The organism is Arthrobacter sp. CAN_A6 (assembly GCF_015751715.1).
Lineage (GTDB): Bacteria > Actinomycetota > Actinomycetes > Actinomycetales > Micrococcaceae > Arthrobacter_D.
In genome coordinates this window covers 125,222-147,907 of the sequence record NZ_JADOUV010000005.1, presented here as the reverse complement: position 1 = coordinate 147,907, position 22,686 = coordinate 125,222, and the positions used below count along the sequence as shown (strand labels likewise).

At 67.6% G+C, this 22,686-nt stretch carries 24 protein-coding genes and 4 tRNA genes; 9 read left to right on the top strand and 19 right to left on the bottom strand.

What is annotated here, in order from left to right; translation table 11 throughout:
- Window positions 1-131 precede the first annotated feature (131 nt).
- On the top strand, window positions 132-539 hold the full coding sequence (locus IWX75_RS10435; RefSeq protein WP_196822182.1) for an ester cyclase: 408 nt from the start codon (window positions 132-134) through the stop codon (window positions 537-539).
- A 108-nt stretch (window positions 540-647) separates the two neighbouring features.
- Here IWX75_RS10435 and nusB read toward each other — a convergent pair whose 3' ends face one another.
- The 13 genes from nusB to IWX75_RS10370 form a co-directional block, all read right to left on the bottom strand.
- Window positions 648-1,058: a transcription antitermination factor NusB gene (gene nusB / locus IWX75_RS10430; protein ID WP_196822181.1), complete on the bottom strand. Its 411-nt coding sequence runs from the start codon at window positions 1,056-1,058 to the stop codon at window positions 648-650.
- Window positions 1,055-1,618 carry an elongation factor P gene (efp, locus tag IWX75_RS10425; protein WP_026550346.1) on the bottom strand — a complete coding sequence of 188 codons (564 nt, stop codon included), beginning with the start codon at window positions 1,616-1,618 and terminating at the stop codon, window positions 1,055-1,057. Before efp ends, nusB begins: the two co-directional genes overlap by 4 nt.
- Before the next feature lie 148 nt (window positions 1,619-1,766).
- Window positions 1,767-2,858, bottom strand: a complete 1,092-nt coding sequence (aroB, locus tag IWX75_RS10420) for a 3-dehydroquinate synthase (protein WP_196822180.1) — start codon at window positions 2,856-2,858, stop codon at window positions 1,767-1,769.
- Window positions 2,848-3,432, bottom strand: a complete 585-nt coding sequence (locus IWX75_RS10415; RefSeq protein WP_196822179.1) for a shikimate kinase — start codon at window positions 3,430-3,432, stop codon at window positions 2,848-2,850. The genes aroB and IWX75_RS10415 overlap by 11 nt, the downstream gene beginning before the upstream one ends.
- The gene (aroC, locus tag IWX75_RS10410; protein ID WP_196822178.1) at window positions 3,432-4,631 is read right to left on the bottom strand and encodes a chorismate synthase; all 1,200 of its coding nucleotides are present in this window, start codon (window positions 4,629-4,631) and stop codon (window positions 3,432-3,434) included. Before aroC ends, IWX75_RS10415 begins: the two co-directional genes overlap by 1 nt.
- A gap of 32 nt (window positions 4,632-4,663) precedes the next feature.
- The gene (locus IWX75_RS10405; protein WP_334684249.1) at window positions 4,664-5,596 is read right to left on the bottom strand and encodes a shikimate dehydrogenase family protein; all 933 of its coding nucleotides are present in this window, start codon (window positions 5,594-5,596) and stop codon (window positions 4,664-4,666) included.
- Window positions 5,597-6,829 carry an endolytic transglycosylase MltG gene (gene mltG / locus IWX75_RS10400; protein WP_196822177.1) on the bottom strand — a complete coding sequence of 411 codons (1,233 nt, stop codon included), beginning with the start codon at window positions 6,827-6,829 and terminating at the stop codon, window positions 5,597-5,599. It lies immediately after the preceding gene.
- Window positions 6,826-7,428, bottom strand: a complete 603-nt coding sequence (gene ruvX / locus IWX75_RS10395; RefSeq protein WP_442858968.1) for a Holliday junction resolvase RuvX — start codon at window positions 7,426-7,428, stop codon at window positions 6,826-6,828. Before ruvX ends, mltG begins: the two co-directional genes overlap by 4 nt.
- 10 nt (window positions 7,429-7,438) lie before the next feature.
- Window positions 7,439-10,117, bottom strand: coding sequence for an alanine--tRNA ligase (gene alaS / locus IWX75_RS10390; protein WP_196822176.1), 2,679 nt, complete (start codon window positions 10,115-10,117; stop codon window positions 7,439-7,441).
- Between the two features lie 88 nt (window positions 10,118-10,205).
- Entirely contained in the window at window positions 10,206-10,463 is a 258-nt protein-coding gene (locus tag IWX75_RS10385) for a hypothetical protein (protein ID WP_334684248.1), read from the bottom strand.
- A gap of 45 nt (window positions 10,464-10,508) precedes the next feature.
- Complete coding sequence (locus IWX75_RS10380) at window positions 10,509-10,883, bottom strand: DUF948 domain-containing protein (protein ID WP_196822175.1); 375 nt, start codon at window positions 10,881-10,883, stop codon at window positions 10,509-10,511.
- Between the two features lie 151 nt (window positions 10,884-11,034).
- Window positions 11,035-11,661 (bottom strand): 30S ribosomal protein S4, encoded by a 627-nt coding sequence (rpsD, locus tag IWX75_RS10375; protein ID WP_196822174.1) that lies wholly within the window; start codon window positions 11,659-11,661, stop codon window positions 11,035-11,037.
- A gap of 272 nt (window positions 11,662-11,933) precedes the next feature.
- Complete coding sequence (locus IWX75_RS10370) at window positions 11,934-13,274, bottom strand: replication-associated recombination protein A (protein WP_334684264.1); 1,341 nt, start codon at window positions 13,272-13,274, stop codon at window positions 11,934-11,936.
- Between the two features lie 158 nt (window positions 13,275-13,432).
- Between IWX75_RS10370 and IWX75_RS10365 the strand changes: the two genes are divergently transcribed.
- On the top strand, window positions 13,433-14,080 hold the full coding sequence (locus IWX75_RS10365) for an acVLRF1 family peptidyl-tRNA hydrolase (RefSeq protein WP_196822173.1): 648 nt from the start codon (window positions 13,433-13,435) through the stop codon (window positions 14,078-14,080).
- Window positions 14,081-14,088: 8 nt separating this feature from the next.
- Here IWX75_RS10365 and rpe read toward each other — a convergent pair whose 3' ends face one another.
- Genes rpe through IWX75_RS10340 form a run of 5 tightly spaced genes read right to left on the bottom strand, consistent with a single transcriptional unit; the run spans window position 14,089 to window position 18,844 of the window.
- The gene (gene rpe / locus IWX75_RS10360; RefSeq protein ID WP_196822172.1) at window positions 14,089-14,748 is read right to left on the bottom strand and encodes a ribulose-phosphate 3-epimerase; all 660 of its coding nucleotides are present in this window, start codon (window positions 14,746-14,748) and stop codon (window positions 14,089-14,091) included.
- A 45-nt stretch (window positions 14,749-14,793) separates the two neighbouring features.
- Entirely contained in the window at window positions 14,794-16,380 is a 1,587-nt protein-coding gene (locus IWX75_RS10355; protein ID WP_196822171.1) for an RsmB/NOP family class I SAM-dependent RNA methyltransferase, read from the bottom strand.
- Window positions 16,377-17,309, bottom strand: coding sequence for a methionyl-tRNA formyltransferase (fmt, locus tag IWX75_RS10350; RefSeq protein ID WP_196822170.1), 933 nt, complete (start codon window positions 17,307-17,309; stop codon window positions 16,377-16,379). The genes IWX75_RS10355 and fmt overlap by 4 nt, the downstream gene beginning before the upstream one ends.
- Window positions 17,306-17,920, bottom strand: a complete 615-nt coding sequence (gene def, locus IWX75_RS10345) for a peptide deformylase (protein WP_196822169.1) — start codon at window positions 17,918-17,920, stop codon at window positions 17,306-17,308. The genes fmt and def overlap by 4 nt, the downstream gene beginning before the upstream one ends.
- Before the next feature lie 42 nt (window positions 17,921-17,962).
- The gene (locus IWX75_RS10340) at window positions 17,963-18,844 is read right to left on the bottom strand and encodes a cytochrome (protein WP_196822168.1); all 882 of its coding nucleotides are present in this window, start codon (window positions 18,842-18,844) and stop codon (window positions 17,963-17,965) included.
- A 172-nt stretch (window positions 18,845-19,016) separates the two neighbouring features.
- Between IWX75_RS10340 and IWX75_RS10335 the strand changes: the two genes are divergently transcribed.
- The 5 genes from IWX75_RS10335 (at window position 19,017) to IWX75_RS10315 (ending at window position 19,981) form a co-directional block, all read left to right on the top strand.
- Window positions 19,017-19,090: transfer RNA gene (locus IWX75_RS10335), tRNA-Gly, on the top strand.
- 62 nt (window positions 19,091-19,152) lie between these two features.
- Window positions 19,153-19,226, top strand: a tRNA-Cys gene (locus IWX75_RS10330).
- A 25-nt stretch (window positions 19,227-19,251) separates the two neighbouring features.
- A tRNA-Val gene (locus tag IWX75_RS10325) sits at window positions 19,252-19,323 on the top strand.
- Window positions 19,324-19,354: 31 nt separating this feature from the next.
- Window positions 19,355-19,431 (top strand) — tRNA-Gly (locus IWX75_RS10320).
- 265 nt (window positions 19,432-19,696) lie between these two features.
- Window positions 19,697-19,981: an antitoxin gene (locus tag IWX75_RS10315; protein WP_196822167.1), complete on the top strand. Its 285-nt coding sequence runs from the start codon at window positions 19,697-19,699 to the stop codon at window positions 19,979-19,981.
- Window positions 19,982-20,059: 78 nt separating this feature from the next.
- Here the strand turns inward: IWX75_RS10315 and zapE are convergent, their stop codons facing one another.
- Entirely contained in the window at window positions 20,060-21,088 is a 1,029-nt protein-coding gene (gene zapE, locus IWX75_RS10310; RefSeq protein ID WP_196822166.1) for a cell division protein ZapE, read from the bottom strand.
- 216 nt (window positions 21,089-21,304) lie between these two features.
- On the opposite strand from zapE, the gene IWX75_RS10305 reads away from it, so the two are divergent.
- Both IWX75_RS10305 and IWX75_RS10300 read left to right on the top strand, forming a co-directional pair.
- On the top strand, window positions 21,305-22,225 hold the full coding sequence (locus IWX75_RS10305; RefSeq protein ID WP_196822165.1) for a sulfurtransferase: 921 nt from the start codon (window positions 21,305-21,307) through the stop codon (window positions 22,223-22,225).
- Window positions 22,226-22,227: 2 nt separating this feature from the next.
- Complete coding sequence (locus IWX75_RS10300; protein ID WP_196822164.1) at window positions 22,228-22,671, top strand: SufE family protein; 444 nt, start codon at window positions 22,228-22,230, stop codon at window positions 22,669-22,671.
- The last annotated feature ends 15 nt before the right edge of the window (window positions 22,672-22,686 follow it).

The following is a 22,686-nucleotide window of genomic DNA, read 5'->3' as shown; positions in this document are numbered from 1 at the left end:
CCGCTTTGTGCCTCCGCCACTGGTGCGCGGCTCCGTATGCACCTCCCACGGATTCCCGCGGATCTTTGCGGTCCGCGGCCAGCCTCGTTAGTGTCGTAAGCGTACTTACTTTCCGACAACGGAGGATCAGCATGTCACGCGAGAAGAACATGACGGCCCAGCAGAAACTGGGTCAGTTGATTGAACGCCGCGCGATCGACCAGTTCGATGAAGTATTCGCGGACAACGTGCATGACCATGACCCGGCGCCGGACCAGGGCCCGGGCGTTCAGGGATTCAAGGACTTCTGGACGCAGTTCCTCACTGCCTTTCCCGACCTGGTCCTCACCCCGGAGACAATGGTCGCCGATGATGAGAACGTTGCCGTGGTGCTGACGGTCACCGGCACCCACCGGGGCCCGTTCCAGGGAGTGGAACCAACCGGCAAGCGGTTCACCGTCCGGGGAATCCAGGTCGCCCGGTTCGATGACGGAAAGATCGTCGAGCGTTGGGGTGCCACCGACGAGGCCGGAATCCTCGAGCAGTTGGGCGCGAGCTGACTTCGGCGGGGAGAACCTGCAGCGGGAACTAGGTGTCCGGGTCGGGTTGGCATCATGCAGGACCCGACCGGCCGGCCCCCTGGGAAAGCAGGGCGGCCGGCGTCGGATTCAGGCCAGCAGTGTCGGCTTGAGCTGCTGCAGACGGCCGAGAAGGCCGTTGATGAACACCGGGGATTCGTCCGTAGACAGCATCTTGGCGAGTTCCACCGCTTCGCTGACCGCGACGCCGTCGGGGACGTCGTCGTTGTACAGCAGTTCCCAGCTCCCGATCCGCAGGATCATGCGGTCCACGGCGGGCATGCGGTCCAGGGTCCAGCCCTGGGAGTAGGTGCTCAGGTACTCGTCGATCTGCTCGCTGTGGGCGAGGACTCCCTCGACCACGTCCACCGAGTAGTCGGCAATGATCATGTCGGTCTTCTCGCGGCGGGCCTTGATGACCTCGAGCGGCGTCACCGCGCGCTGCTCAGCTTCGAAAAGGATGTCCAGTGCCCGGCGTCGGGCCTTGCTGCGGGCACTCACTCGTTGACGCGTCCCAGGTAATCGCCGGTACGGGTATCCACCTTGACCTTCGTTCCGGTACCGAGGAAGAGCGGTACTGCGATCTCGTAACCGGTTTCGACCGTCGCGGGCTTGGTGCCGCCCGTGGAGCGGTCGCCCTGGAGGCCGGGCTCCGTGTAGGTGATTTCGAGGACCACTGACGGCGGCAGCTCGACGTAGAGCGCCGAGCCCTCGTGCATGGCGATCGTGACCATCAGGCTCTCGAGCATGAAGTTCTCGGCCGATCCGACGGTCTTGCCGGGTACGGTGATCTGGTCGTAGTCGCTCGTGTCCATGAACACGAAGTCTTCGCCGTCCTTGTACAGGTACTGGTAGTCGCGGCGGTCGACCGTCGCCGTCTCGATCTTCAGGCCGGCATTGAACGTCTTGTCCACCACTTTGCCCGAGAGGATGTTGCGCAGCTTGGTGCGCACGAAGGCGCCGCCCTTGCCTGGCTTGACGTGCTGGAACTCGAGCACGTTCCAGAGGTTTCCTTCAAGCTTCAGCACAGTGCCGTTCTTGATGTCATTCGTGGTGGCCACGGGTTCACTTTCGTCGACGAACTGGAAGAACTTGTTACAAGCGGCCACCCAGCCTCGAGGGGGCATGGGGCAGCGCCGGGAAAGTCCACCGGTAAGTCTACCCTGTTGCCGCTAGGCCGTTCCCGCTCAGCGGCGGGAGCCTGCGTCGCTACGAGGCTATCTCCTGATAGGCGGCGAACAGCAGCGATGTGTCGGGGACTTCGAGGATGCCGGGGCGTGCGACGCCGTCGAGCACCACGAACCTCAGGAGGTCTCCCCGCGCCTTCTTGTCGCGCCTCATGCCGTCGAGCAGGGCAGCCCACCGGTCACGCCGGTAGGTGATCGGAAGGCCGAGTGATTCAAGGATGCTGCGGTGCCGGTCCGCCTCGGCGTCGCTGAGGCGCCCCACCATGCGGGAGAGTTCGGCCGCGAAGACCAGGCCCACGGAGACGGCCGCACCGTGGCGCCAGGAGTACCGCTCAGCGAGTTCGATGGCGTGGCCGAGGGTGTGGCCGTAGTTGAGGAACTCCCGGCGTCCGGTGTCGCGGAGGTCCTCGGACACGGCTGCCGCCTTGACCGCGATGGAACGTTCGACGAGTTCGCGCACTACCGCCGAGTCCGCCTCGGACACCGCCCCCGGATTGTCCTCGATCCGGGTGAGGATCTGCGGGTCGGCGATGAAACCGCATTTCACCACCTCCGCCATTCCGGTCACGAGCTCGTTCTTCGGCAGCGTGGCAAGGGCGTCGAGGTCCACCAGGACGCCGGCCGGTGGATGGAACGCGCCCACCAGGTTCTTGCCCTCGGCGGTGTTGATGCCGGTCTTGCCGCCCACCGCGGCGTCCACCATCCCGAGCAGGCTCGTCGGCAGGTGGACCACTTTCACCCCGCGCAGCCATGTCGCCGCCACGAAGCCCCCGAGGTCGCTGACTGCTCCACCACCCACGGTGACGACGGCGTCGGACCGGGTGAAGTCATTCTGCCCCAGCACCTGCCAGCAGAAGGCGGCGACCTGGATGTGCTTGCCCTCCTCCGCATCGGGAATCTCGGCAGTGACGGCGGTGAAACCCGCGTCGGCCAGCTCCGCCCGCACGGTGTCCCCCGTCGCCCGCAGCGCACGGGGGTGGATCACGAGGACGCGGCGGACGCGCTCCCCGAGAAGTGCAGGCAGCCGTTCGAGCAGTCCCCTGCCCACCACGACGTCGTAGTTGTGCTCGGGGGTGCTTCCCGTGACGTGAATGACGGTGGCTTCAGTGGTCATGGCCGGGTGTCCTACTTTCGTCGGTGGGCTGGATCTCGCCGGCCTGCTGGATCTGGTCTGTCAGGTCATCGAGCCGGCGCAGGACCTGCTCCAGCACATCCGGCAGGGCGCGGCCGCGCGTATCGATCACGAGGTCCGCCACCTCCTCATAGAGCGGGCGGCGCTGTTCGTACAATTCGAGCCAACGGGCCGCGGGGTCACCGGCCAAAAGTGGCCTGCCGGTGTCGGGCAGGATGCGCGGGAGGACTGTGGGTAGGTCGGTGTCGAGGAAGACGACGAAGGCGCTTTTCAAGGCGGCCCGTGTACCGGCGTCGAGCACGGCGCCTCCGCCGAGGGCCACCACCGCGCTGCCGCCCGGGGCGAGGGCTTTCCGGACGACGGCGGCCTCCAGTTTCCGGAAACCGGCTTCGCCCCGCGACGCGAAGATTCGTGCGATCGAACCGTGGCGCTCGACGATGCGGCGGTCGGTGTCGACGAAGGCCGCACCCCGGCGTGTGGCCAAGGTCCGCCCCAGCGCCGTCTTGCCTGCCGCCATCGGCCCGACGAGCACGAGTGGAACGGGGTGCTGCCGCATCAGTGTCCGGCCGAGTCCAGGGACCCGGGGATGTTGGCGAGGTAGCCCTGTAGATTCCGCAGCGTCTCGCCGACCGAATCGCCGCCGAACTTCTCGGTGACGGCCTCCGCCAGCACCAGTGCGGTCATCGCCTCGGCCACCACGCCGGCCGCCGGAACGGCACAGACATCGGACCGCTGGTGGTGGGCGCGGGCGGCGGCACCGGTGCTGACGTCGATGGTCCTCAGGGCGCGCGGCACCGTGGCGATGGGTTTCATCGCTGCCCTGACCCGTAGTGCGTCGCCGATGCTCATCCCGCCCTCGATACCCCCGGCGCGATTGCTGGTCCGGACGATCTTGCCGGCGTCGTTGCGCACGATCTCGTCGTGCGCGGCGGTGCCACGCCGGGCCGCGGTCGCGAAGCCGTCGCCCACCTCCACGCCCTTGATGGCCTGGATCCCCATCAGGGCTGCGGCGAGGCGCGAATCGAGCCGGCGGTCCCAGTGCACGTAGCTACCGAGGCCCGGGGGCAGGCCGTAGGCCACCACCTCGACCACCCCTCCCAGCGTCTCGCCTTCCTTGTGCGCGGCGTCCACCTCGGCCACCATGGCGTCGGAGGTGTCGCGGTGGAAGCACCTCAGGGGATCGGCGTCGAGGGCGATCACGTCGGCAGGAGTGGGCAGGGGCGCGTCCTCCGGGACAGATACCGAAGCGATCGACACGGTGTGGCTGACGAGGCGGATGCCTAGGGCCGCGAGGAACTGGGAGGCCACCGTTCCGAGTGCCACCCGGGTTGCTGTCTCCCTCGCGCTCGCGCGTTCGAGGACGGGGCGTGCCTCATCGAAGCCGTACTTCTGCATACCGGTGAAGTCGGCATGCCCGGGCCGGGGCCGGGTGAGCGGCGCGTTCCGGGCGAGCGAATCGAGTTCCTCCGGGGCTACCGGGTCCGCGGCCATGATGCTTTCCCATTTGGGCCACTCGGTGTTGGCGACCTCGATCGCGACGGGCCCGCCCTGCGTCAGGCCGTGCCGGACGCCTCCGAGGATCCGCACCGTGTCCAACTCGAACTTCATCCGGGCTCCGCGGCCGTAGCCGAGCCTCCGGCGGGCCAGCGCGGCCTGGATATCGGCGGTGGTCACCGACACCCCGGCAGGAAGCCCCTCGATGATTCCGACCACGGCAGGGCCATGGGACTCTCCGGCAGTTAACCAACGCAGCATGGTTTCAATACTGCCACGCTGCCGGGACCGGATCAGCGCCGCGGTACCCCCACTGCGTCACACATCACATTTATGACCTCGCGCCCGGGCTCCGGTGCCTCCGGGAAGAACAGCCGGATCTGTTCGACGGCCTGGTACAGCAGCATCTCGATCCCGGGCACCACCGTTCCCCCGGCGTCGGACCAGGCGGCCGCCAGTGCGCTCGGCCAGGGGTCGTACGCCACGTCGAGGAGCGTGCCCGGAGTGGCGGGGTGTCGCTGCTCCGCTGCAGCGGACCACTCTGCGGCGAGCGAATCGGCCGCGTGCGGCGGAAGCGTGGACACGACGACGTCGGCGGCGGCCAGCGCGTGCCGGGCCCCGCTCCAGGGCTGAATCGTGACGGCGATACCGAGCCGGGCTCCGACGTCGGTCAATCCGCGCGCTCGCTCGGGCGACCGGACGAAGACGTCGGCGCGGTCCGCACCGAGAAGGTGCAGTCCGGCGACGGCCGCCGCGGCGGTTCCGCCGCCTCCGAGGATCGCCGCACGGGTGGGAGACCCCATCCCGCTGTAGGAGAGAGCGCCGGCAACGCCCGCGGCATCGGTATTGTGCCCGGTGAGGTGCACCCCGTCGCCCTTCCGGTCGAAGGTGACGGTGTTGAGCACGCCGAGTGCCTCCACCAGGGGCGTATTGCTCGTCGTCAGGTGTGTCATGGCGGCCTTGTGCGGCATCGTCACGGACAGTCCGCGCCAGTCCTCCTGCTGCCGGATCCGGGCGAGGAATTGCTCGAGCTCCCCCGGGAGGACATCCTCCGCGGAATACTGGCAGCCGACGCCCAGCAGGCGGTATGCGGCGCTGTGCAGGGCAGGTGACTTCGAGTGGGCGATCGGGTGCCCGATGACCGCTGCGCGGGTACCCGCAGCGTGCGCGGGCATTGCAGGGCCCGGTACCGCCGGATTAAGGGCGGTACCGTCTGCTTGGCTCACCTAGAGGCACCGGCCGGCGTTGTCGGCGCACCACGCCTGGTATTCGGCCACGTAGCGGGCATGTTCGGCCAGGGTCTCGGAGAATTTGGTTTCCCCGGTGTCGAGATTCACGGTGACCCAGTAGAAGAAGGGCACGTCCGCCGGTTCCGCTGCTGCGTCGATCGCCTCTTCGCTCGGTGATCCGATGGGCCCTACGGGCAGCCCCGGGTTGGCATAGGTGTTGTAGGGGTTGCTGGTATCGGCTTTTTCCTCAGGGGTGAGGTCGTAGCTCTTCCTGCCCAGACCGTAGGTGACGGTCGCGTCGGACTGGATGAGCCCGCTTGTTTCGACGTTGTCGGGCCCGAGCCTGTTCATGATCGCTCCCGCCACCGAGGCGTAGTCGCCCTCGCCGGCTTCCGCCTGCACGATACTGGCGATGGTCAGGATGCGGTACTGCTCGGCGGGGTCGGTGATGCCGTCCGCCTCGAGCTGCGCGAGGGTGTTGTCCACCATCTGCTGGACGATCTCCGTTGCCGTCAGTGCGACGTCGAAGCGGTATTCGCCCGGGTGCAGGTAGCCCTCGAGGCTTCGGGCCTCTTCAGGCAATCCGAACTGCGCAGGAGCGGCGGCAAGGGCCTCGAATTCGGCGACGGGGATCCCTGTGGATTCGGAGAGGACAGTGAAGACCTCCCCCTGGCGCAGGTCACGCGCAACTGCCGCATAGTGCACCTGGGTGGGGTCCTCGCCGAGCAGCGCCTCCGCGGCGCCGTCGGAGGACATCTGGCGGCGCATCTCGTATTCGCCGGGCTGGACTTCGCGTCCGCCGGCGATGGCGGCCAGGGAGGACATGAAGACCTCGGAGTCCGCAACGATGTCCTCGGACTCCAGTCCCGTACCGATGGCGAGGGAACCGGCCCCCTCCGGCACTGTGAATATCACGCTCTCGCCGCCGGGGCCGGCATAGTCGGTGACGTCATCGAGGCCCAGAAGGTCCCGCAGCATCATCGCCACCCCGAAAACGACGCCGGCGAAGACTAGCAGGACAACGAGCATGACCACCGTGCGTCGGCGACGCCGGCGCTGTCGCAGTCGGGCCTTCGAGGCCTGGCTCTTGGGTTTCGGTGCGTCGGCATCCGTCGTGTCGAAGAACTGCGCGATCGGCTCCGGGTGCACCGGGCCGTCGTCGTAGTCGCCGGCATCGGAGGGCTGCTCCCGGTCGTGGGGCGCTGGGGGCGGGGCGGATCGATGGCTCATAGCTCCTGATCCCCCTCCTTTGACGTGTTAGCGGAAATTGCCGACTCCTCGTTGAAGGTCAATGAAGGGCTTGAATGGCCGTCCATCTGACGCGCTGGAACGGGGTCCCCTACATCCCGATTAAGCGAACGTTGCATGTCGATGGCGTGCTGGAGTATTCCAACGGCCGCCACCTGATCTACCAGCTTACGATGCCCACGGCTGCCGACGCCAGCCGAATGCAGTGCACGGTGTGCCGACACGGTGGTGAGCCGCTCGTCGATCAGGCGGACCGGGATTCCCAGGCCGGCTTTCTGCAGGGCTGCCGCAAGGAGGTCGGCGTAGCTTCTCGCCATGGCCGCCGACTCCGATTCGCGGCCGCTGAGATTTTTCGGAAGACCCACGAACACCTGCACGGCTCCGCGCTCCGCAGCTTCGCGCACCACCACCCGGATGTCGCTGTTCCTTTTGGAATCCCGTGCAAGGGTGCGGATGGGCATGGCCAGCGATGAATCCCTGCCGCTGCCGGCAAGTCCCACCCGCACCAGTCCGACGTCGACGCCGAGCTTCGGACCGGCGGGATAGCCGGGTACCGGATCCGAACCCGGGCCTGTCATCATCGTCGGCGGTTCAGCGTGAAGCCACAGCGGTTCGGATGGCGTCGAGCGCCTGGGGCACCCTGGCGGGGTCAGCACCGCCGCCCTGCGCGACATCGTCCTTGCCGCCGCCGCCGCCGCCGAGCACGCCTGCGGCCTGGCGGACGAGGGCCCCGGCCTTGACGCCCACAGCGCGGGCCGCTTCGTTGGTGGCCACGAGCACGAGCGGCCGGTTGTTGGCCGTGCCCGCCGCGGCAACCACTGCGGCACCGGAACCGAGCCTGGCGCGAAGGTCCAGGGCGAGGGTCCGCAGCTCATCGGCACCGCCGACAGCACCGGCGTCGTGGGCGATGAGGCGCACGCCGTCGATATCCTCGGCCGTGCCGGTCAATGACGCCGCTGCCGCCGTCAACTGGTCCCTGCGCAGCCTCTCGAGCTCCTTCTCGGCGGCCTTGAGCTTGCCGAGCGTCGCCGAGATCCTTTCGGGCAACTGATTGGAGGGCACCTTGAGCAGGTCCGACAGCTGGGTGACGAGCGCCCGCTCGGCAGCGAGATGACGGAAGGCATCCATCCCGACGAGGGCCTCGACCCGTCGGTTTCCCGACCCGACGGACTGCTCGCCCAGCAGCGTCAGGCTGCCGATGAGCGACGTCGATGCCACGTGCGTGCCGCCGCACAGCTCCCTTGACCAGTCGCCGTTCATCTCGACCACGCGGACGGTGTCCCCGTATGCCTCTCCGAAGAGCGCGGTGGCGCCCTGTGCCCTCGCATCGTCGAGGGACATGATCTTCGTCTCGACCTGGTGGTTGTTGCGGATGGCGATATTCGACACTTCTTCGATCTCGGAACGGGCTGCCGGGCTGATGCCCTCGCCCCAGGCGAAGTCGAACCGCAGATAGCCGGCCTTGTTGAACGAGCCGCGCTGCAGTGCTTCCGGACCGAGGATCTGGTGGAGTGCCGCGTGGACGATGTGGGTTCCGGAGTGGGCCTGCTCCCCGGCGTGCCGGCGCTGGCGGTCGACGGCGGCGGTAGCTGTCGCGCCAACGGTGAGCTCTCCTTCCCGGACCACTGCACGGTGCACACTGAGACCCTTCACGGGTCGCTGCACATCGAGCACCTCGACGACGAAGCCGTTCCCGGTGATCAGCCCGACGTCGGCGGCCTGGCCACCGGCTTCGGCATAGAACGGGGTGCGATCGAGGATCAGCTCCACCTCGTCCCCCTGGGATGCGACCGGCACCGCCCGCCCGTTGACCACGATGCCGCGGACGGTGCCCTCGTCCGTCAGTTCGTCGTAGCCGGTGAAGATGGTCGAGCCGCCGCTGAGCAGCTCGGAAAAGACCGAGAGATCGGCGTGACCGGTCTTCTTGCCCTTGGCGTCCGCCTGGGCGCGCTGGCGCTGCTCGAGCATCAGGGCGCGGAACCCGTCGGCGTCGACGGCGAGACCTGCCTCCTCCGCCATTTCCAGCGTGAGGTCGATGGGGAACCCGTAGGTGTCATGCAGGGCGAAGGCGTCCTGGCCGGACAACGGGCGGTCGGCGGCCTTGGACTCCCGAACCGCGTCCTCGAGCCGGGCCGTGCCGGAGGCGATGGTCCTGAGGAACGCCTTCTCCTCGGCGTAGGCGATCCGGCTGATCCGGGCGAAATCCTCCTCGACGACCGGGTAGACGCCCTTCATGGCGTCCCGCGAGGCGGGGAGCAGCTCCGGGAGGCAGGCTTTCTCCACGCCGAGAAGTCGCATGGCGCGCACAGCGCGGCGGATGAGCCGGCGGAGCACGTAGCCGCGGCCTTCGTTCGACGGCGACACTCCGTCGGCGATCAGCATCAGTGAGGACCGGATGTGGTCCGCGACCACACGCATGCGGACGTCGTCGGTGTGGTGGGGATCATCCGGTGACTCGGCGCTCGTGTACTCCCGGCCGCTGAGCGCGGCCGCGCGGTCGAGGACGGGCCGCACCTGGTCGGTCTCGTACATGTTCTCGACACCCTGGAGGATCATCGCGAGGCGCTCCAGTCCGAGGCCTGTGTCGATGTTCTTCTTGGGCAGTTCACCGAGGATCTCGAAGTCGTCCTTGCCCGTTCCCTCGCCACGCTGGTACTGCATGAAGACGAGGTTCCAGATTTCCACATACCGTGAATCGTCGGCTTCCGGGCCGCCGTCGATGCCGTAGGCGGGCCCGCGGTCGTAGAAGATCTCGGAGCAGGGGCCGGCCGGGCCGGGCTGTCCGGTGGACCAGTAGTTGTCGGCGCGGCCCATTCGCTGGATCCGTCCGGCGGGCACGCCCACCTGGTCGCGCCAGATCTCGAGCGCCTCGTCGTCGTCGGTGTAGACAGTGACCCACAATTTCTCGGCCGGCAGTCCGTAGCCGCCCTGTTCTACACCGGTGGTCAGCAGTTCCCAGGCCATGCGTATCGCATCGCTCTTGAAGTAGTCGCCGAAGGAGAAATTGCCGCACATCTGGAAGAACGTGCCATGCCGTGCCGTCTTGCCGACTTCCTCGATGTCCCCCGTGCGGATGCATTTCTGCACACTGACCGCACGGTCATAGGGGGCCTGTTCGCGCGCCGTCAGGTAGGGGATGAAGGGCACCATACCGGCGACGGTGAAAAGCAGCGAAGGATCACTCGACACCAGGGAAGCCGAGGGCACGGCGGTGTGCCCGTTCTTCTCGAAATAGCTCAGCCAGCGGTCTGCGATTTCTTGGGATTTCATCGGACTGAATCCTTTGTCTCAGGCGTGTGTCCCAGGCGTGGCAAAATCAGCGGTGCATGCCTGGAGGTCGGGGAGTGAACTGCGCGGGCTAGAGAGCTGCGCGGCGGCCGGCGACGGCGGGCTGCAGGTCAGCCGCGCCCGTCGAGGCGACGGGCACCTCGACGCCGAGGGCCGCTTTGAGGTCGGTCTCGCGTTCGCGCATGCCGGACCGGAAGGCGTCCGCGAAATCGGAGATGCTGTCACCGACCTGGCCCACCGCGCGGTTCAGTCCCTCCGGGCCCAGGGTCGACTTCACCCGGGACACCTTTCGTACTGCGATCACTCCGATGGCGACGCCTGCTGCCATCCAAAAGACTCTTCGAATCATGGTTGATCTCCTGCTTCTTCGGAGCTAGCGGCTGCGACGGCGACGTGCTGGAACGTGGCGGCCCGCGAACGCGGAGCGGACGCCGTAGGAAAACGCTGCCACCTTGATGAGCGGCGCTCCGAGCGTTGCCGCCGCGAGCGAGGACAACGCGGAGAGGTTGGCTGACGCGTCCGAGACGTGCGAGGTGATCCCGTCGACGGTCTTCAACTGCTGGTGCGTGGTGCTGACCGTACTGGTGACTTCCTCGATCAGCGGGGTGGTTTCGTCGGTGACGGTGCGGATGGAGGCGCGCAACTCGTCGAACACCTTGCCGAGCTTCCAGATCGGAACAGCCAGCAATGCGACCAGGACAGCGAACACACCGGCCGCAATCAGGCCGGCAATATCTCCACCGGTCATGGGCAGTCTCCTTTTACGCGATTTCTCTGCGGGGCCGCCGAACAGCGGGTTTCTTCTTACCTTACCTACCCGATAGCCCGCGGCGTGTGCCGCGGGCTATCGGGTAGGGCTCTTCAGTTATTCCCGGGGGCAGTGCCACCGGGCGGCACGGCTAGCGTGCGTAGTACTCGACCACGAGCTGCTCTTCGCAGGTGACAGGCACCTCGGAGCGCTTGGGGCGACGCACCAGGCGGGCCTGGAGCTTGTCGAGCTGCACATCGAGGTACCCGGGAACTGCCGGGAGGACATCGCGGTGTGCACCGGCTGCCGCAACCTGCAGCGGAACCATGGTCTCGCTGCGGGTGTGGACGTGGATCAGCTGGCCTTCGGCGACGCGGAACGAGGGACGGTCTACGCGGGCGCCGTCGACCATGATGTGGCGGTGAACCACGAGCTGGCGGGACTGGGCGATCGTGCGGGCGAAGCCGGAGCGGAGTACGAGGGCGTCGAGACGCATCTCGAGCAGTTCGATGAGGTTCTCACCGGTCAGGCCTGCCGTGCGGCGGGCTTCCTCGAAGACGCGGGTCATCTGCGCCTCGCGGATTCCGTACTGGGCGCGCAGACGCTGCTTTTCGCGCAGGCGTACGGCGTAGTCGCTGTCCTGCTTGCGGCGTGCGCGGCCGTGCTGGCCGGGCGCGTAGGGCCGACGCTCGAGGTACTTCTCGGCCTTGGGAGTCAGAGCAATGCCGAGGGCCCGCGAAATGCGGACCTTACGGCGGGCACGTGTGTTGTTAGCCACGTCTACCTTTCACTATTTCTGCGGCGAAGAGCCGGCGCAGCCTTCGAAGCTGCGCGGCACTTCCTCTATGTTGCTGGCCTCCAGTGAGGAGAGCCGGGATTGGCCGCTTCCCGGTGCTACAGTCCGCCGTCCGTTCATCCGCCGCGCACGGAACGTGCGGAAAGGATAAGGAGGGATCGGCGACTTGCCAGTCAACCTGCAATGTTAGCAGTTCAGCGCCGGACCGCTGAATTCCGACGGCAGGAGCCCGCCGCGGGAGGGATTCGGCCCGTTCACTTCCCGCGGATGATCCGCCGCAGGCGGCCGAGCCGGGTGCCGATATCGCGTTCGGCACCCCGATCAGTGGGAGTGTAGTAGTCGCGTCCCACGAGGTCGTCCGGGGCGTATTGCTGGAAAGCGATGCCATGCGGCTCGTTCTGCGAGTAGACATACCCCTTGCCGTGCCCCAACTGTCCCGCGCCGGGGTAGTGGGCGTCCCGGAGGTGTGCAGGGATACCCTGGCCACGGCCCGCCCGGACATCAGCAACGGCAGCATTGATGCCATTGTAGGCTGCATTCGATTTGGGTGCGGTGGCGACATGCACAACTGCCTCGGCGAGGATGATCCGCGCCTCCGGCATTCCCACGAGCTGCACGGCCTGCGCGGCCGCGACCGTCGTCTGCAGGGCCGAGGGATCGGCCATGCCCACGTCCTCGGAAGCGGAGATCATGAGCCGCCGCGCCACGAAACGGGGGTCCTCGCCTGCTTCGAGCATCCGCGCGAGGTAGTGCAGCGCTGCGTCGACGTCGGAGCCGCGAAGCGACTTGATGAACGCGCTTGCGACGTCGTAGTGCTGGTCGCCCGCGCGGTCGTAGCGCAGCGCTGCCACGTCCACCGCTTTCTCCGCATGGGAGAGTTCGACGTCGACGGGGCCCGGGGGGTTGCCCTGCACGGATTGGGCGACACCCGCCGCCGCTTCAAGGGCGGTGAGGCCGCGCCGCGCGTCTCCCGCCGCCAGCCGCACCAGATGGGCGAGCGCCTCCTCGGTGAGGCGGACGGATCCTGCGAGGCCGCGTTCGTCGTCGACGGCGCGCTGGAGCAGCCCCCCGATGTCCGCCTCGGTCAGGGGTCTGAGGGTCTGGAGGAGTGACCTCGACAGCAGGGGTGACACCACGGAGAAGGAGGGGTTTTCGGTGGTCGCCGCAATCAGCACCACCCAGCGGTTCTCCACGCCCGGCAGCAGGGCGTCCTGCTGGGCCTTGTTGAACCGGTGGATCTCATCGAGGAAGAGGATGGTGGTCCGACGGTGCAGGTCCCTGGCGGTGAGCGCCTCATCCATGACCCGGCGCACATCCTTGACGCCCGCGGTGATGGCGGAAAGCTCCACGAACTGGCGGCCCTGCCCGCGCGCGATGACATGCGCCAGGGTTGTTTTCCCCGTTCCCGGCGGGCCCCACAGGATGACTGACGACGGCCCGGCCGGACCGCCGGAATCGGCATCCCCGGCGAGGGTCCGCAGCGGGGAACCCGGGCCGAGCAGATGCTGCTGGCCCACCACCTCGTCGAGGGTCCGGGGCCGCATCCGGACAGCAAGGGGACTCCGGGGGCGCTGCCCTCCGCCGGGAACACCCATTCCCGGAACACGCCCGCCGCCCGCCGGGACGACACCATCGTCGTCGGCATCGGCATCGGTATCCGCGTCCATGCTGAATAGATCATTCACACCGCCAAGGCTACTGTGTAGCACGGACAGCGCAGCGGCCGGGCTGTTCCGGGCGGAGGAGCACATTCATGACGGACACGAGGACCGTGCTGGTCGCTGCCGGCCGTCTTCCGGGCTGGCTCGAACGCTTCGCGGCCCGCAACGGCGGCTATACCTTCACGGCCGAACCCGGAGCGGCCGTTCTCACCGGCGCCAACCAGTGCCGTGCGGTGATCACTCCCCCGCTGCCCCTGGCCCTGAAAGAGGGGCCCCCGGTCGAGGCCGAGGTGATCGATGCCATTCGAACCGCCGCGGGTTCGCCCCGCACCGCCGGCGTCGTCCTCATCCGGCGCGGCGGCTACTCGGTGGGCGTGGCCCGCAGCGGAATGCTCGTCGCGTCGAAGACCGGCACTCGCTACGTCCAGTCCCGCACCGCGGCCGGCGGGTGGTCGCAGCAGCGGTTCGCACGGCGCCGCGCCAACCAGGCGTCGTCCCTGGTCCTCGAGGCTGCGGAACGTGCAGCGGCCATTTTCGGCGGACATCCCGTCGAGTGCATCCAGCGCGGCGGCGACCGCGCACTGGCGGCGGAAGTGTTCGAGCAGCCGTCGCTGGGAAAGTACGGGTCGTTGCCCCACTTGCCGTTCGCGACGGTTCCCGATCCGCGCCTTGTCATCCTCCAGAGGGTCGCCATGGAGACGACGGCGGTGCGGATCACGATCACCGACCCGCCGGGTTAGCGGCAGCTTCAGGAATCCATCGCAGCACGGCGCAGCCGGTCGATGGCAGCCGACGCATCATCCGCTCCGTACACGGAGGAACCCGCAACGAAGACGGTGGCACCGGCGTCGGCTGCACGGACGATGGTCTCCTCGGTGATTCCACCGTCCACCTGGATGGCCAGGGGCAGTGACGCGCCGCGGACCGCTGCGGCCGCACGCCGGATCTTGGGCAGCGTCAGGTCAAGGAAGGACTGCCCGCCGAAGCCGGGCTCGACCGTCATCACGAGCAGCAGGTCCAGCTCCCCCAGCATGTCGAGGTAGGGCTCCACCGGCGTGGCGGGACGAAGTGCCATCCCTGCCTTGGCGCCGGTGAACCTCAACTCGCGTGCGAGTCGGACCGGCGCCGCGGACGCCTCGGCGTGGAAGGTCACCGACGCGACTCCCAGTTCCGCATAGGCGGGGGCCCAGCGGTCGGCGTCGTCGATCATCAGGTGGACGTCGAGCGGCAGTGGGCTCACCTCCTGGATCCGCTTCACGACGGGAAGCCCCAGCGTCAGGTTCGGCACGAAATGGTTGTCCATGACATCGACATGGACTGCGTCGGCCGACCGGATGCGCTCAAGCTCCGCTTGGAGGTTGGCGAAGTCGGCGGAGAGGATACTCGGGTGAATGCAGCAGGCTGCCATGGCTGTCCTTCGGGATGCGTGTGGATAGGTGTGCTGCAGGCGGCGTCAGGCTCCTGGTGGGCCGGCGAGGGGCTTGCGGATCAGCGCGAGGAACATGGCGTCGGTCCCGTGTACGTGGGGCCACAGCTGGGCGGTGGAGCCGGAGCCCGCGTCGAGGGGACCCCCGATGCTCACGGAATCGAGGACGGTGCCCGAGTCCAGCAGTTCCATGCCAGGGCGCTTCCGCAGGCAGTCTTCGACGACGGCGAGCGTTTCCGCGTGGTGCGGCGAGCAGGTGACATAGGCCACCACGCCGCCGGGCCGCACGGCGTCGAGCGCAGAGTAGAGGAGTTCCCGCTGCAGGGGTGCCAGATCCACGAGGTCGGACGGCTGCCGCCGCCACCTCGACTCCGGCCGACGCCGTAGGGCACCGAGGCCCGTGCAGGGCGCGTCCACCAGCACGCGGTCGAACTCCCCGGGCTCCTCCTGCCCGAGCTCGCGCCCGTCCCCCACCCGTACGCGCCAGGTACCCGCGTCGATGGGGTTGAGCGCCTGGCGGACCAGCTGCGCCCGGTGCGGCACGGGCTCGTTGGCCACGAGGGTATGGCCCCGGGGCTGGGCAAGGGCGGCAAGCAGGGCCGACTTCCCGCCGGGGCCAGCGCAGAGATCAAGCCACCGCTCCTTCGGTGCGCCGGCGTCCGGCCGCACCGGCTCGAGGACGACGGCGGCCAGTGCACGGGCCACGAGCTGCGATCCCTCGTCCTGGACCCTCACCGTGCCGTTCCGGATCCCGCTGAGCTGGGTGAGGTGGCCTCCTGCGAAGTAGGCCGATCCCTCGGCGAATCTACCCGGCGCAGCCCCTTCCGCCTCGGCTTCCCCGAGCGATCCCAGCCCGGGCAGGGCAATCAGATTGACCATCGGGGCAGCGTTGTCGGCCTCGAGCAGGGCGTCGATCTCGGCCGCTTCCCTGCCGTGGGCCACGAGCGACTGCCGGAGCGCCCGCACGATCCACTCCGGGTGGCTGTGGGTCAGCGCCGCGATCTTCGTCGCGTCGCTCTGCCCTGCCACGAGCTCCGCCACCCAGGCAGCGGAGTCCTTCGCTGAAACCTTCCGCAGCACGGCGTTGACCAGGCCGCTGGGCCCGGCTCCCACGACGGCACGCACGAGTCCCACCGTCTGGTCCAGCGCGGCATGGGCGGGAACCCGCATCGCGAGGAGCTGATGGGCGCCGAGACGCAGGGCATCCAGGATCGCGGGATCGAGCTGGTCGAGAGGCCGGTCCACGCAGCGGGCGAGCACGGCATCGTAGGTGCCCTGTCCCCGGAGGGCTCCGTATGCCAGTTCGGTGGCGAAACCGGCATCGCGCCGGTCAAGACGGTGCTTCTTGATGCTTCCCGGCAGCACGAGGTTCGCATAGGCGTCCTCCGAGGCGACGGCGCGCAGCACTTCGAACGCCACCAGCCGTGCCGGATCTGCACGCCGGGTGCGCTGCGACGGAGCGGCCTCGGAGAATTTCCGCTCGCCGCCCCGGTTGCGCTCCCGCCCCTGCTCGTTGCGCCTTCGGGTTCCGGCGTCGCCGCTCCCCTTGTCGCTGCCCCGACTGGTGTTGCCGCCTCTGGTGTTGCCCCCTCCGGGGCCCTCCGATGTACTCATTCGAATACCAACCCTCCGTGCGCTGACGCTCCCCGCGCCCAGGCGGGCGCGTCCATCATTTTCTTGCCGGCCGGCTGGACCCCGCGGAGCAGGACGGGCACGGTCCCGGTACCGACGACGACGTCGTTGCCCTGCACCAGGACGCGACCGGGCGATACGGCCTGCCGGCTTTGGTCGGTTGCCTCCACCGGAGTCACCGGCCCCAGCTTGATCCGCTGGCCTCCAGCGATGGTCCATGCCCCCGGCTCCGGAGTGACGGCGTTGATTCGCCGGCGGACGGCGACGGCGGGCTGGTTCCAGTCGATCCGTGCATCGGCAATAGTGATCTTGGGGGCAAGGGTGATGCCGCCCTGCTGCGGCTGCGCTTCGACTCCGCCGGCGTCGATTGCCGACAGCGTCTGCATCAGCAGCACCGCTCCGCTGACCGAGAGCCGATCGAGCACTTCGCCGCTCGTGTCAGCCGGACGGAGCGTCTCGGTCATCGATCCGAAGACGGGTCCGGTGTCCAGCCCTTCCTCGAGGCGGAACGTCGACGCTCCGGTGATGTCGTCGCCGTTCAGCACGGCATGCTGGACGGGCGCTGCTCCGCGCCAGGCGGGAAGCAGGGAGAAGTGCAGGTTGATCCACCCGTGCAGTGGAATGGTGAGGGCCCGCTTGGGGACGAGGCCGCCGTAGGCGACGATCGCTGCAGCATCAAGGGCCAGCGCGTCGAGTTCGGCGATCACGGTGTCGTCGAACCGGTTGGCTTTGATCACGGGAAGCCCGAGCTCCTCGGCACGGCCGGCAACCGGGCTTGGCGTCAACACCTTTTTCCGGCCAAGGGGGGCGTCCACCCTGGTGAGCACTGCAGCTATTTCGAAGCCGGCGTCGGAGAGCGCCTGGAGCGAAGGAACAGCGACACGGGGCGTTCCGGCGAAGAGTATCCTCATGGGCGGGATTTCCGCCGCGCTCCGGTGGGCGCGAACGCCGCGGCTCCGGGCTGCTCCGCCCTGCTGAAGCTCGACCCCAATGACCTGGCCCTCTGAAGGGCTGTCTGCTGGGTGACCGAGTTGAAGCCGGCACTGCGGATCGCCCGCATCGCCGCCCGTTTTTCTTCTCCTTCAAGCCGGTCGATGTAGAGCTTGCCGCGAAGATGGTCGGTTTCGTGCTGGAGGCAGCGCGCGAGCATGCCGGTGCCTTCGATGTCCAGCGGATTCCCGTGCCGATCCTGCCCGCGGACCCGCGCCCACCGGCCGCGCGGCAGGAAGTTCCCGAGGCCCGGCACCGAGAGGCAGCCTTCGACGTCGCCTTCCTCCTGCTGCTCCTGGCCCACCTCGAGCACGGGGTTCACTACGTGCCCCTCGAAGCCGTCGATCCGGTAGGTGAAGACCTGGAGCCCGATGCCGACCTGCGGTGCGGCGAGGCCCGCACCCTGGACGTTGATCATCGTCTCTTCCATGTCGGTGATGAGTTTCGACAGCTCGGGCCCGAAGTCCGTCACCCTGACGGCGGGTGTTCGAAGGACGGGATCTCCGATGATCCGGATACTCAGGACAGCCATCTGGGGATCCTTCTGGGGAGGCGGAACGAAATAATGACCTCCCTAGTCTAGGGCGGCGACAGCGACCGGCTGGGCGGCGCTCCCCGAAGGCGGAGGTCCGATCGGGAGCAGTGCCCGGCCGGCGCCGTCCGCCGCGAGGCCTGCTTCCCACGCGCGCCGCAGCGCGCAGAACCGGAGCCAGTGTTCCTTGAGGACCGCGGGGTTCGCGCGCATCGCCCGAACTTCGGTCTGGCCCACGGCCACTCCGAGGAGCAGCGGTTCGTTCCCGTACTTCCAGGCCTCCCACTGCCCCGCGTGCGGGTCGACGAGCGACTCCTGCGCTTTCATGCCGGCCACCAGCTGCATCACGACCTTGTCGTCGAGTGCCTTGACGAAGCCCTCGCGGTCGGTGTTCTTCGTCTTGTAGTCGATCAGGCAGATCCGCCCACCGATGGTGGCGACGAGGTCGAGCGTTCCGGCATAGCCGAGTTCGGAATTCCATATCGTGAGCTCCGGAGCGATCGGGCGGACGTCGTAGAGGTCCCACCACTCGTCGAACCGCTGGGCGAAACCTTCCTCGCCGTTCTGCGCCAGAGCGGTTCGGGCTGCATCGAGCTCGTGCGGGCGGTCAAGGGCCCGAAGCGAAACCTGCTCGCAGTAGTGGTGCACACGGGTGCCCCGCTCCGCCGCCTGGTCCCGGTAGCGCTCAGCGGCCTTCGAGGCGTCCTGCACCGCGGCCCGCAGTTCGGCCGGCTTTCCCGCCGAGCCGGCGAGGCGCGGATCCTTCGACAACGCCGTCGCTGCCATATGGCCGAACCAGCCGCCGAGGGAGGAGGGCAGCTGTGAAATGACGGTGGTGATGGACGGGACGGTGGGCTGTTCCGTCGTCGACCGTGCATACATCCGGCCGTTGGCGGTCGGGTGGGCTAGGAGCGGCTCTGTCATGGCTCAAGTCTGTCATCCCGCTCCGACACTTCCGTAGGGCAGGTCCACCGAGGGCGCGAAGGTGCGGATTGGACGAACCCCCTGGCGTCCTATAGAGTTTTCTCTCGTTGGAAAGCGAAGAAACCGGCCAAATGCCCTGCATCCGGACGGTCAACTTTTCGAAATTCCTTCTGCGGACGTAGCTCAGCTGGCTAGAGCACCACCTTGCCAAGGTGGATGTCGCGGGTTCGAATCCCGTCGTCCGCTCGCAAGTCACTGTACTGCCGGGTTTGTTCCAGAGTTGACCGGCGGCCGCTCGTTTGGGTCACGGTGGGGTGGCCGAGAGGCGAGGCAGCGGCCTGCAAAGCCGTCCACGCGGGTTCGAATCCCGTCCCCACCTCCAGTACAGTACGAGTACCCATATCCATGGGCGATTGGCGCAGCGGTAGCGCGCTTCCCTGACACGGAAGAGGTCACTGGTTCGATCCCAGTATCGCCCACTAAAGCGTCCCTGTCCGGGACGCTTTTTTTGCGGACGTAGCTCAGCTGGCTAGAGCACCACCTTGCCAAGGTGGATGTCGCGGGTTCGAATCCCGTCGTCCGCTCCACACCGTTCCCCGTTTCTCCTTCGCCTCGCCTCCCCAGCAGGCTCCCGTCCACGGGACCGTCCTGGATTGCGCGTCCCGTCAAGCCGTTCATCCAACCTCTTCCAACGTTCGCAGGAGATTTTCCTGGCTGGCCCACGGATTACCCGGCACAGCATTCCCGCCGGTATTCCTGGTAGCGAACAGCCAGCGAAACTTCAGGAAAGTGGGCTACGATCGACAGCGAAGGGGACGGAATTCCGTTCCCACGGATGAAAGGAGGTGCCTGTTGTCTTTATTTGACGGGCTTAAAGGCAAAGCCGGTGGATTGAAGGAAAAGGCGACCGCGCTGGTTGGCTCGAACTCCGGAAAAGTGAAGAACGGCATCGGAAAGGCCGGCCACTTCGTCAATGGCCGCACCGGTGGCAAGTATTCCAAGCACATCACCGGAGTCCAGGCCAAGGCCTCCACGCTGGTGGACAACGCCGAGAAGACCCATAAGTCCAACGGGATCAATCGCGATGTCATCCGCGACGAAGGCACCGGAACCACGGGTCCTTCCACCCCGGCTTAGACGCCTGCAGCACGACAAAAGGAGCGCCGGTCCCGCCGTGAGGCGGAGCCGGCGCTTTTGCGTGTTCTGGCCGGTCGCTCAGCTCGCGTCGCTCCCCTGGCGGGCCAGGGCCGTGAGGCGGGACACTGCGCGGTAGTACTTCTTCATGTAGCCGCCGTGCATCATCTCATCGGTGAACAGCTTGTCGAATGTCGCCCCACTGGCCAGGATCGGCACGTCCCGGTCGTAGAGCCGATCCGCCAGGACCACGAAGCGCAGGGCCACGGCCTGCTCGGTGATGGTCTGGACGTTGTGCCAGGCCACGGCGTCGACGCCGTCGAGGAGCTGCCGGTACCTGCTCGGGTGAACTCCGGCCAGGTGGTTGATGAGTTCGGCGAAGCCGTCCTCCGCCAGCGTGCCGCCGCTGAAGCTCCGGATGCGGTCGCGCAGCCCGGCCTCGGTCAGGGGCCGCGGTGCCTCCGGCAGACCCCGGTGGCGGTAGTCCTCGCCGTCGATCCGTGACACGTCGAACTGATCGGCGAGCACCTGGATCTCGCGCTGGAAGTCGACGGCGGCGAACCGGCCGTCACCGAGCGAGCCGGGAAGGGTGTTCGAGGTCGCAGCGAGCTTGACGCCGGCGTCGGCGAGTTCGCGCATCAGCCGGGACATCAGCACCGTGTCGCCGGGATCGTCGAGTTCGAATTCGTCGATGCAGACCAGCCGGTAGCCGCTGAGGGCGTCGACCGTCTTCCGGAAGGACAACGCCCCCACGAGGTTGGTGTATTCGACGAAGGTACCGAAGGCCTTGGGACCGACGGATGCGTGCCACAGCGACGCCAGCAGGTGGGTCTTGCCAACGCCGAACCCGCCGTCGAGGTAGATGCCCGCGCGGGCCGGAGCCTTCTTGGCGCCGAAGAACTTGCGGAACCCCGAGGGTTCCGGCTCGTTCACCGAGGCTGCAAATCCACGGAGCGCCCGGACCGCCGCGGACTGCGAAGGCTGCTGGGGGTCGGGGCGGTAACTGTCGAAGGACACATCCCCGAATCGGAGCGACGGGTAGAAACCGTCAAGGAGCTCATTCACGGAGACCTTGGGCACCCGGTGCGTCAGGTGCTCTATGTTTGCCACAGGTTCGACCGCTTTCTCATGCCGGGAAGGGTGGTGCGCTGCGCCCGGAGGCCGTCACGCTACGCAAGAATACGGCACTTCTGCGACGCTGCCGCTCCCGGGGCGGAGCTTGCGTCCGGCACCGGGCTGTGGTGCCCGGGAAGGGCGGCAGTGGAAGTATTCGGGCTCCCGCGTGGTTAGGCTAGAAGGAAACCAACCGCCAGGAGAAAGGTCGCCATGACCATCGGGAACGACCCCCAGGAAAAGTTTGCCGCCTACGCCCACCCCGAGCGCCTCGTGTCGACGCAGTGGCTCGAGCAACACCTCGGAGCCGAGGGACTGGTGGTTCTGGAGTCCGACGAGGATGTCCTGCTCTATGAGACCGGCCATATTCCGGGAGCGCTGAAGATCGACTGGCACAGCGAGCTCAATGACGAGGTGACGCGGGACTACGTGGACGGCGCGGGGTTCGCGGCACTGATGTCCGCCAAGGGAATCTCCCGCGGCACCACCGTGGTGATCTACGGCGACAAGAGCAACTGGTGGGCTGCCTATGCACTCTGGGTATTCGCTCTCTTCGGCCACGAGGACGTCCGGCTCCTGGACGGTGGACGGGACAAATGGATCGCCGAGGACCGCGCCCTGACCACCGACCGTCCGGTCGCCTCCCCCACCGACTACCCCGTCATCGAGCGCAACGATGCTCCGGTCCGTGCGTTCCTGGGCGATGTCCTCGACCACTTCGGCAGCCCGTTGATCGATGTCCGCTCTCCCGACGAGTACACCGGCGTCCGCACCCACATGCCGGCCTACCCGGAGGAGGGCGCCATGCGCGGCGGGCACATTCCCACCGCCGCATCAGTCCCCTGGGGTCGCGCCGCGGCAGAGGACGGCACGTTCCGGCCGCGCGATGAGCTCGATGCTATCTACCGCGAGGAGGCCGGACTGGAGACCGGCGACGACGTCGTGGCCTACTGCCGCATCGGCGAGCGCTCGAGCCACACCTGGTTCGTTCTGGCGTACCTGCTGGGCTTCGACAAGGTCCGGAACTATGACGGCTCCTGGACCGAGTGGGGCAACGCGGTTCGCGTGCCCATCGTCAAGGGCACCGAGCGCGGCTCGGCTCCGGCTCGCGCGAACGCGGTGTCGGGCAGCTAACCATGACCAACGAGACACTGCCTCGCCAGCTCGCCGAGATCGTGGACGACTTCCAGGACCTGACCGAACCGGACCGGCTCCAGCTGTTGCTCGACTTCTCGCGGGGACTCCCGGAACTGCCGGCCCGACTCAAGGAGCACCCGGAACTGCTTGAGCAGGTGGTCGAGTGCCAGAGTCCGCTCTTCCTCTCCCTCGAGATCGGGGAGGCGCCCGAGCGTCCCGTGCACCTGTTCTTCTCCGCTCCCCCGGAAGCGCCGACCACGCGCGGCTTCGCGGGCGTCCTGCTCGAGGGCCTTGACGGTCTTCCCGCCGCCGAGATCCTCGCAGTGCCCGACGACGTCCCCGACCGGCTCGGCCTCACCCGTGCGATCACTCCCCTGCGAATGAGGGGAATGACGGCCATGCTGGGCAAGATCAAGCGGAAGATCCGGGAATCGGACGGATGATGCCCCGCGCGGGCC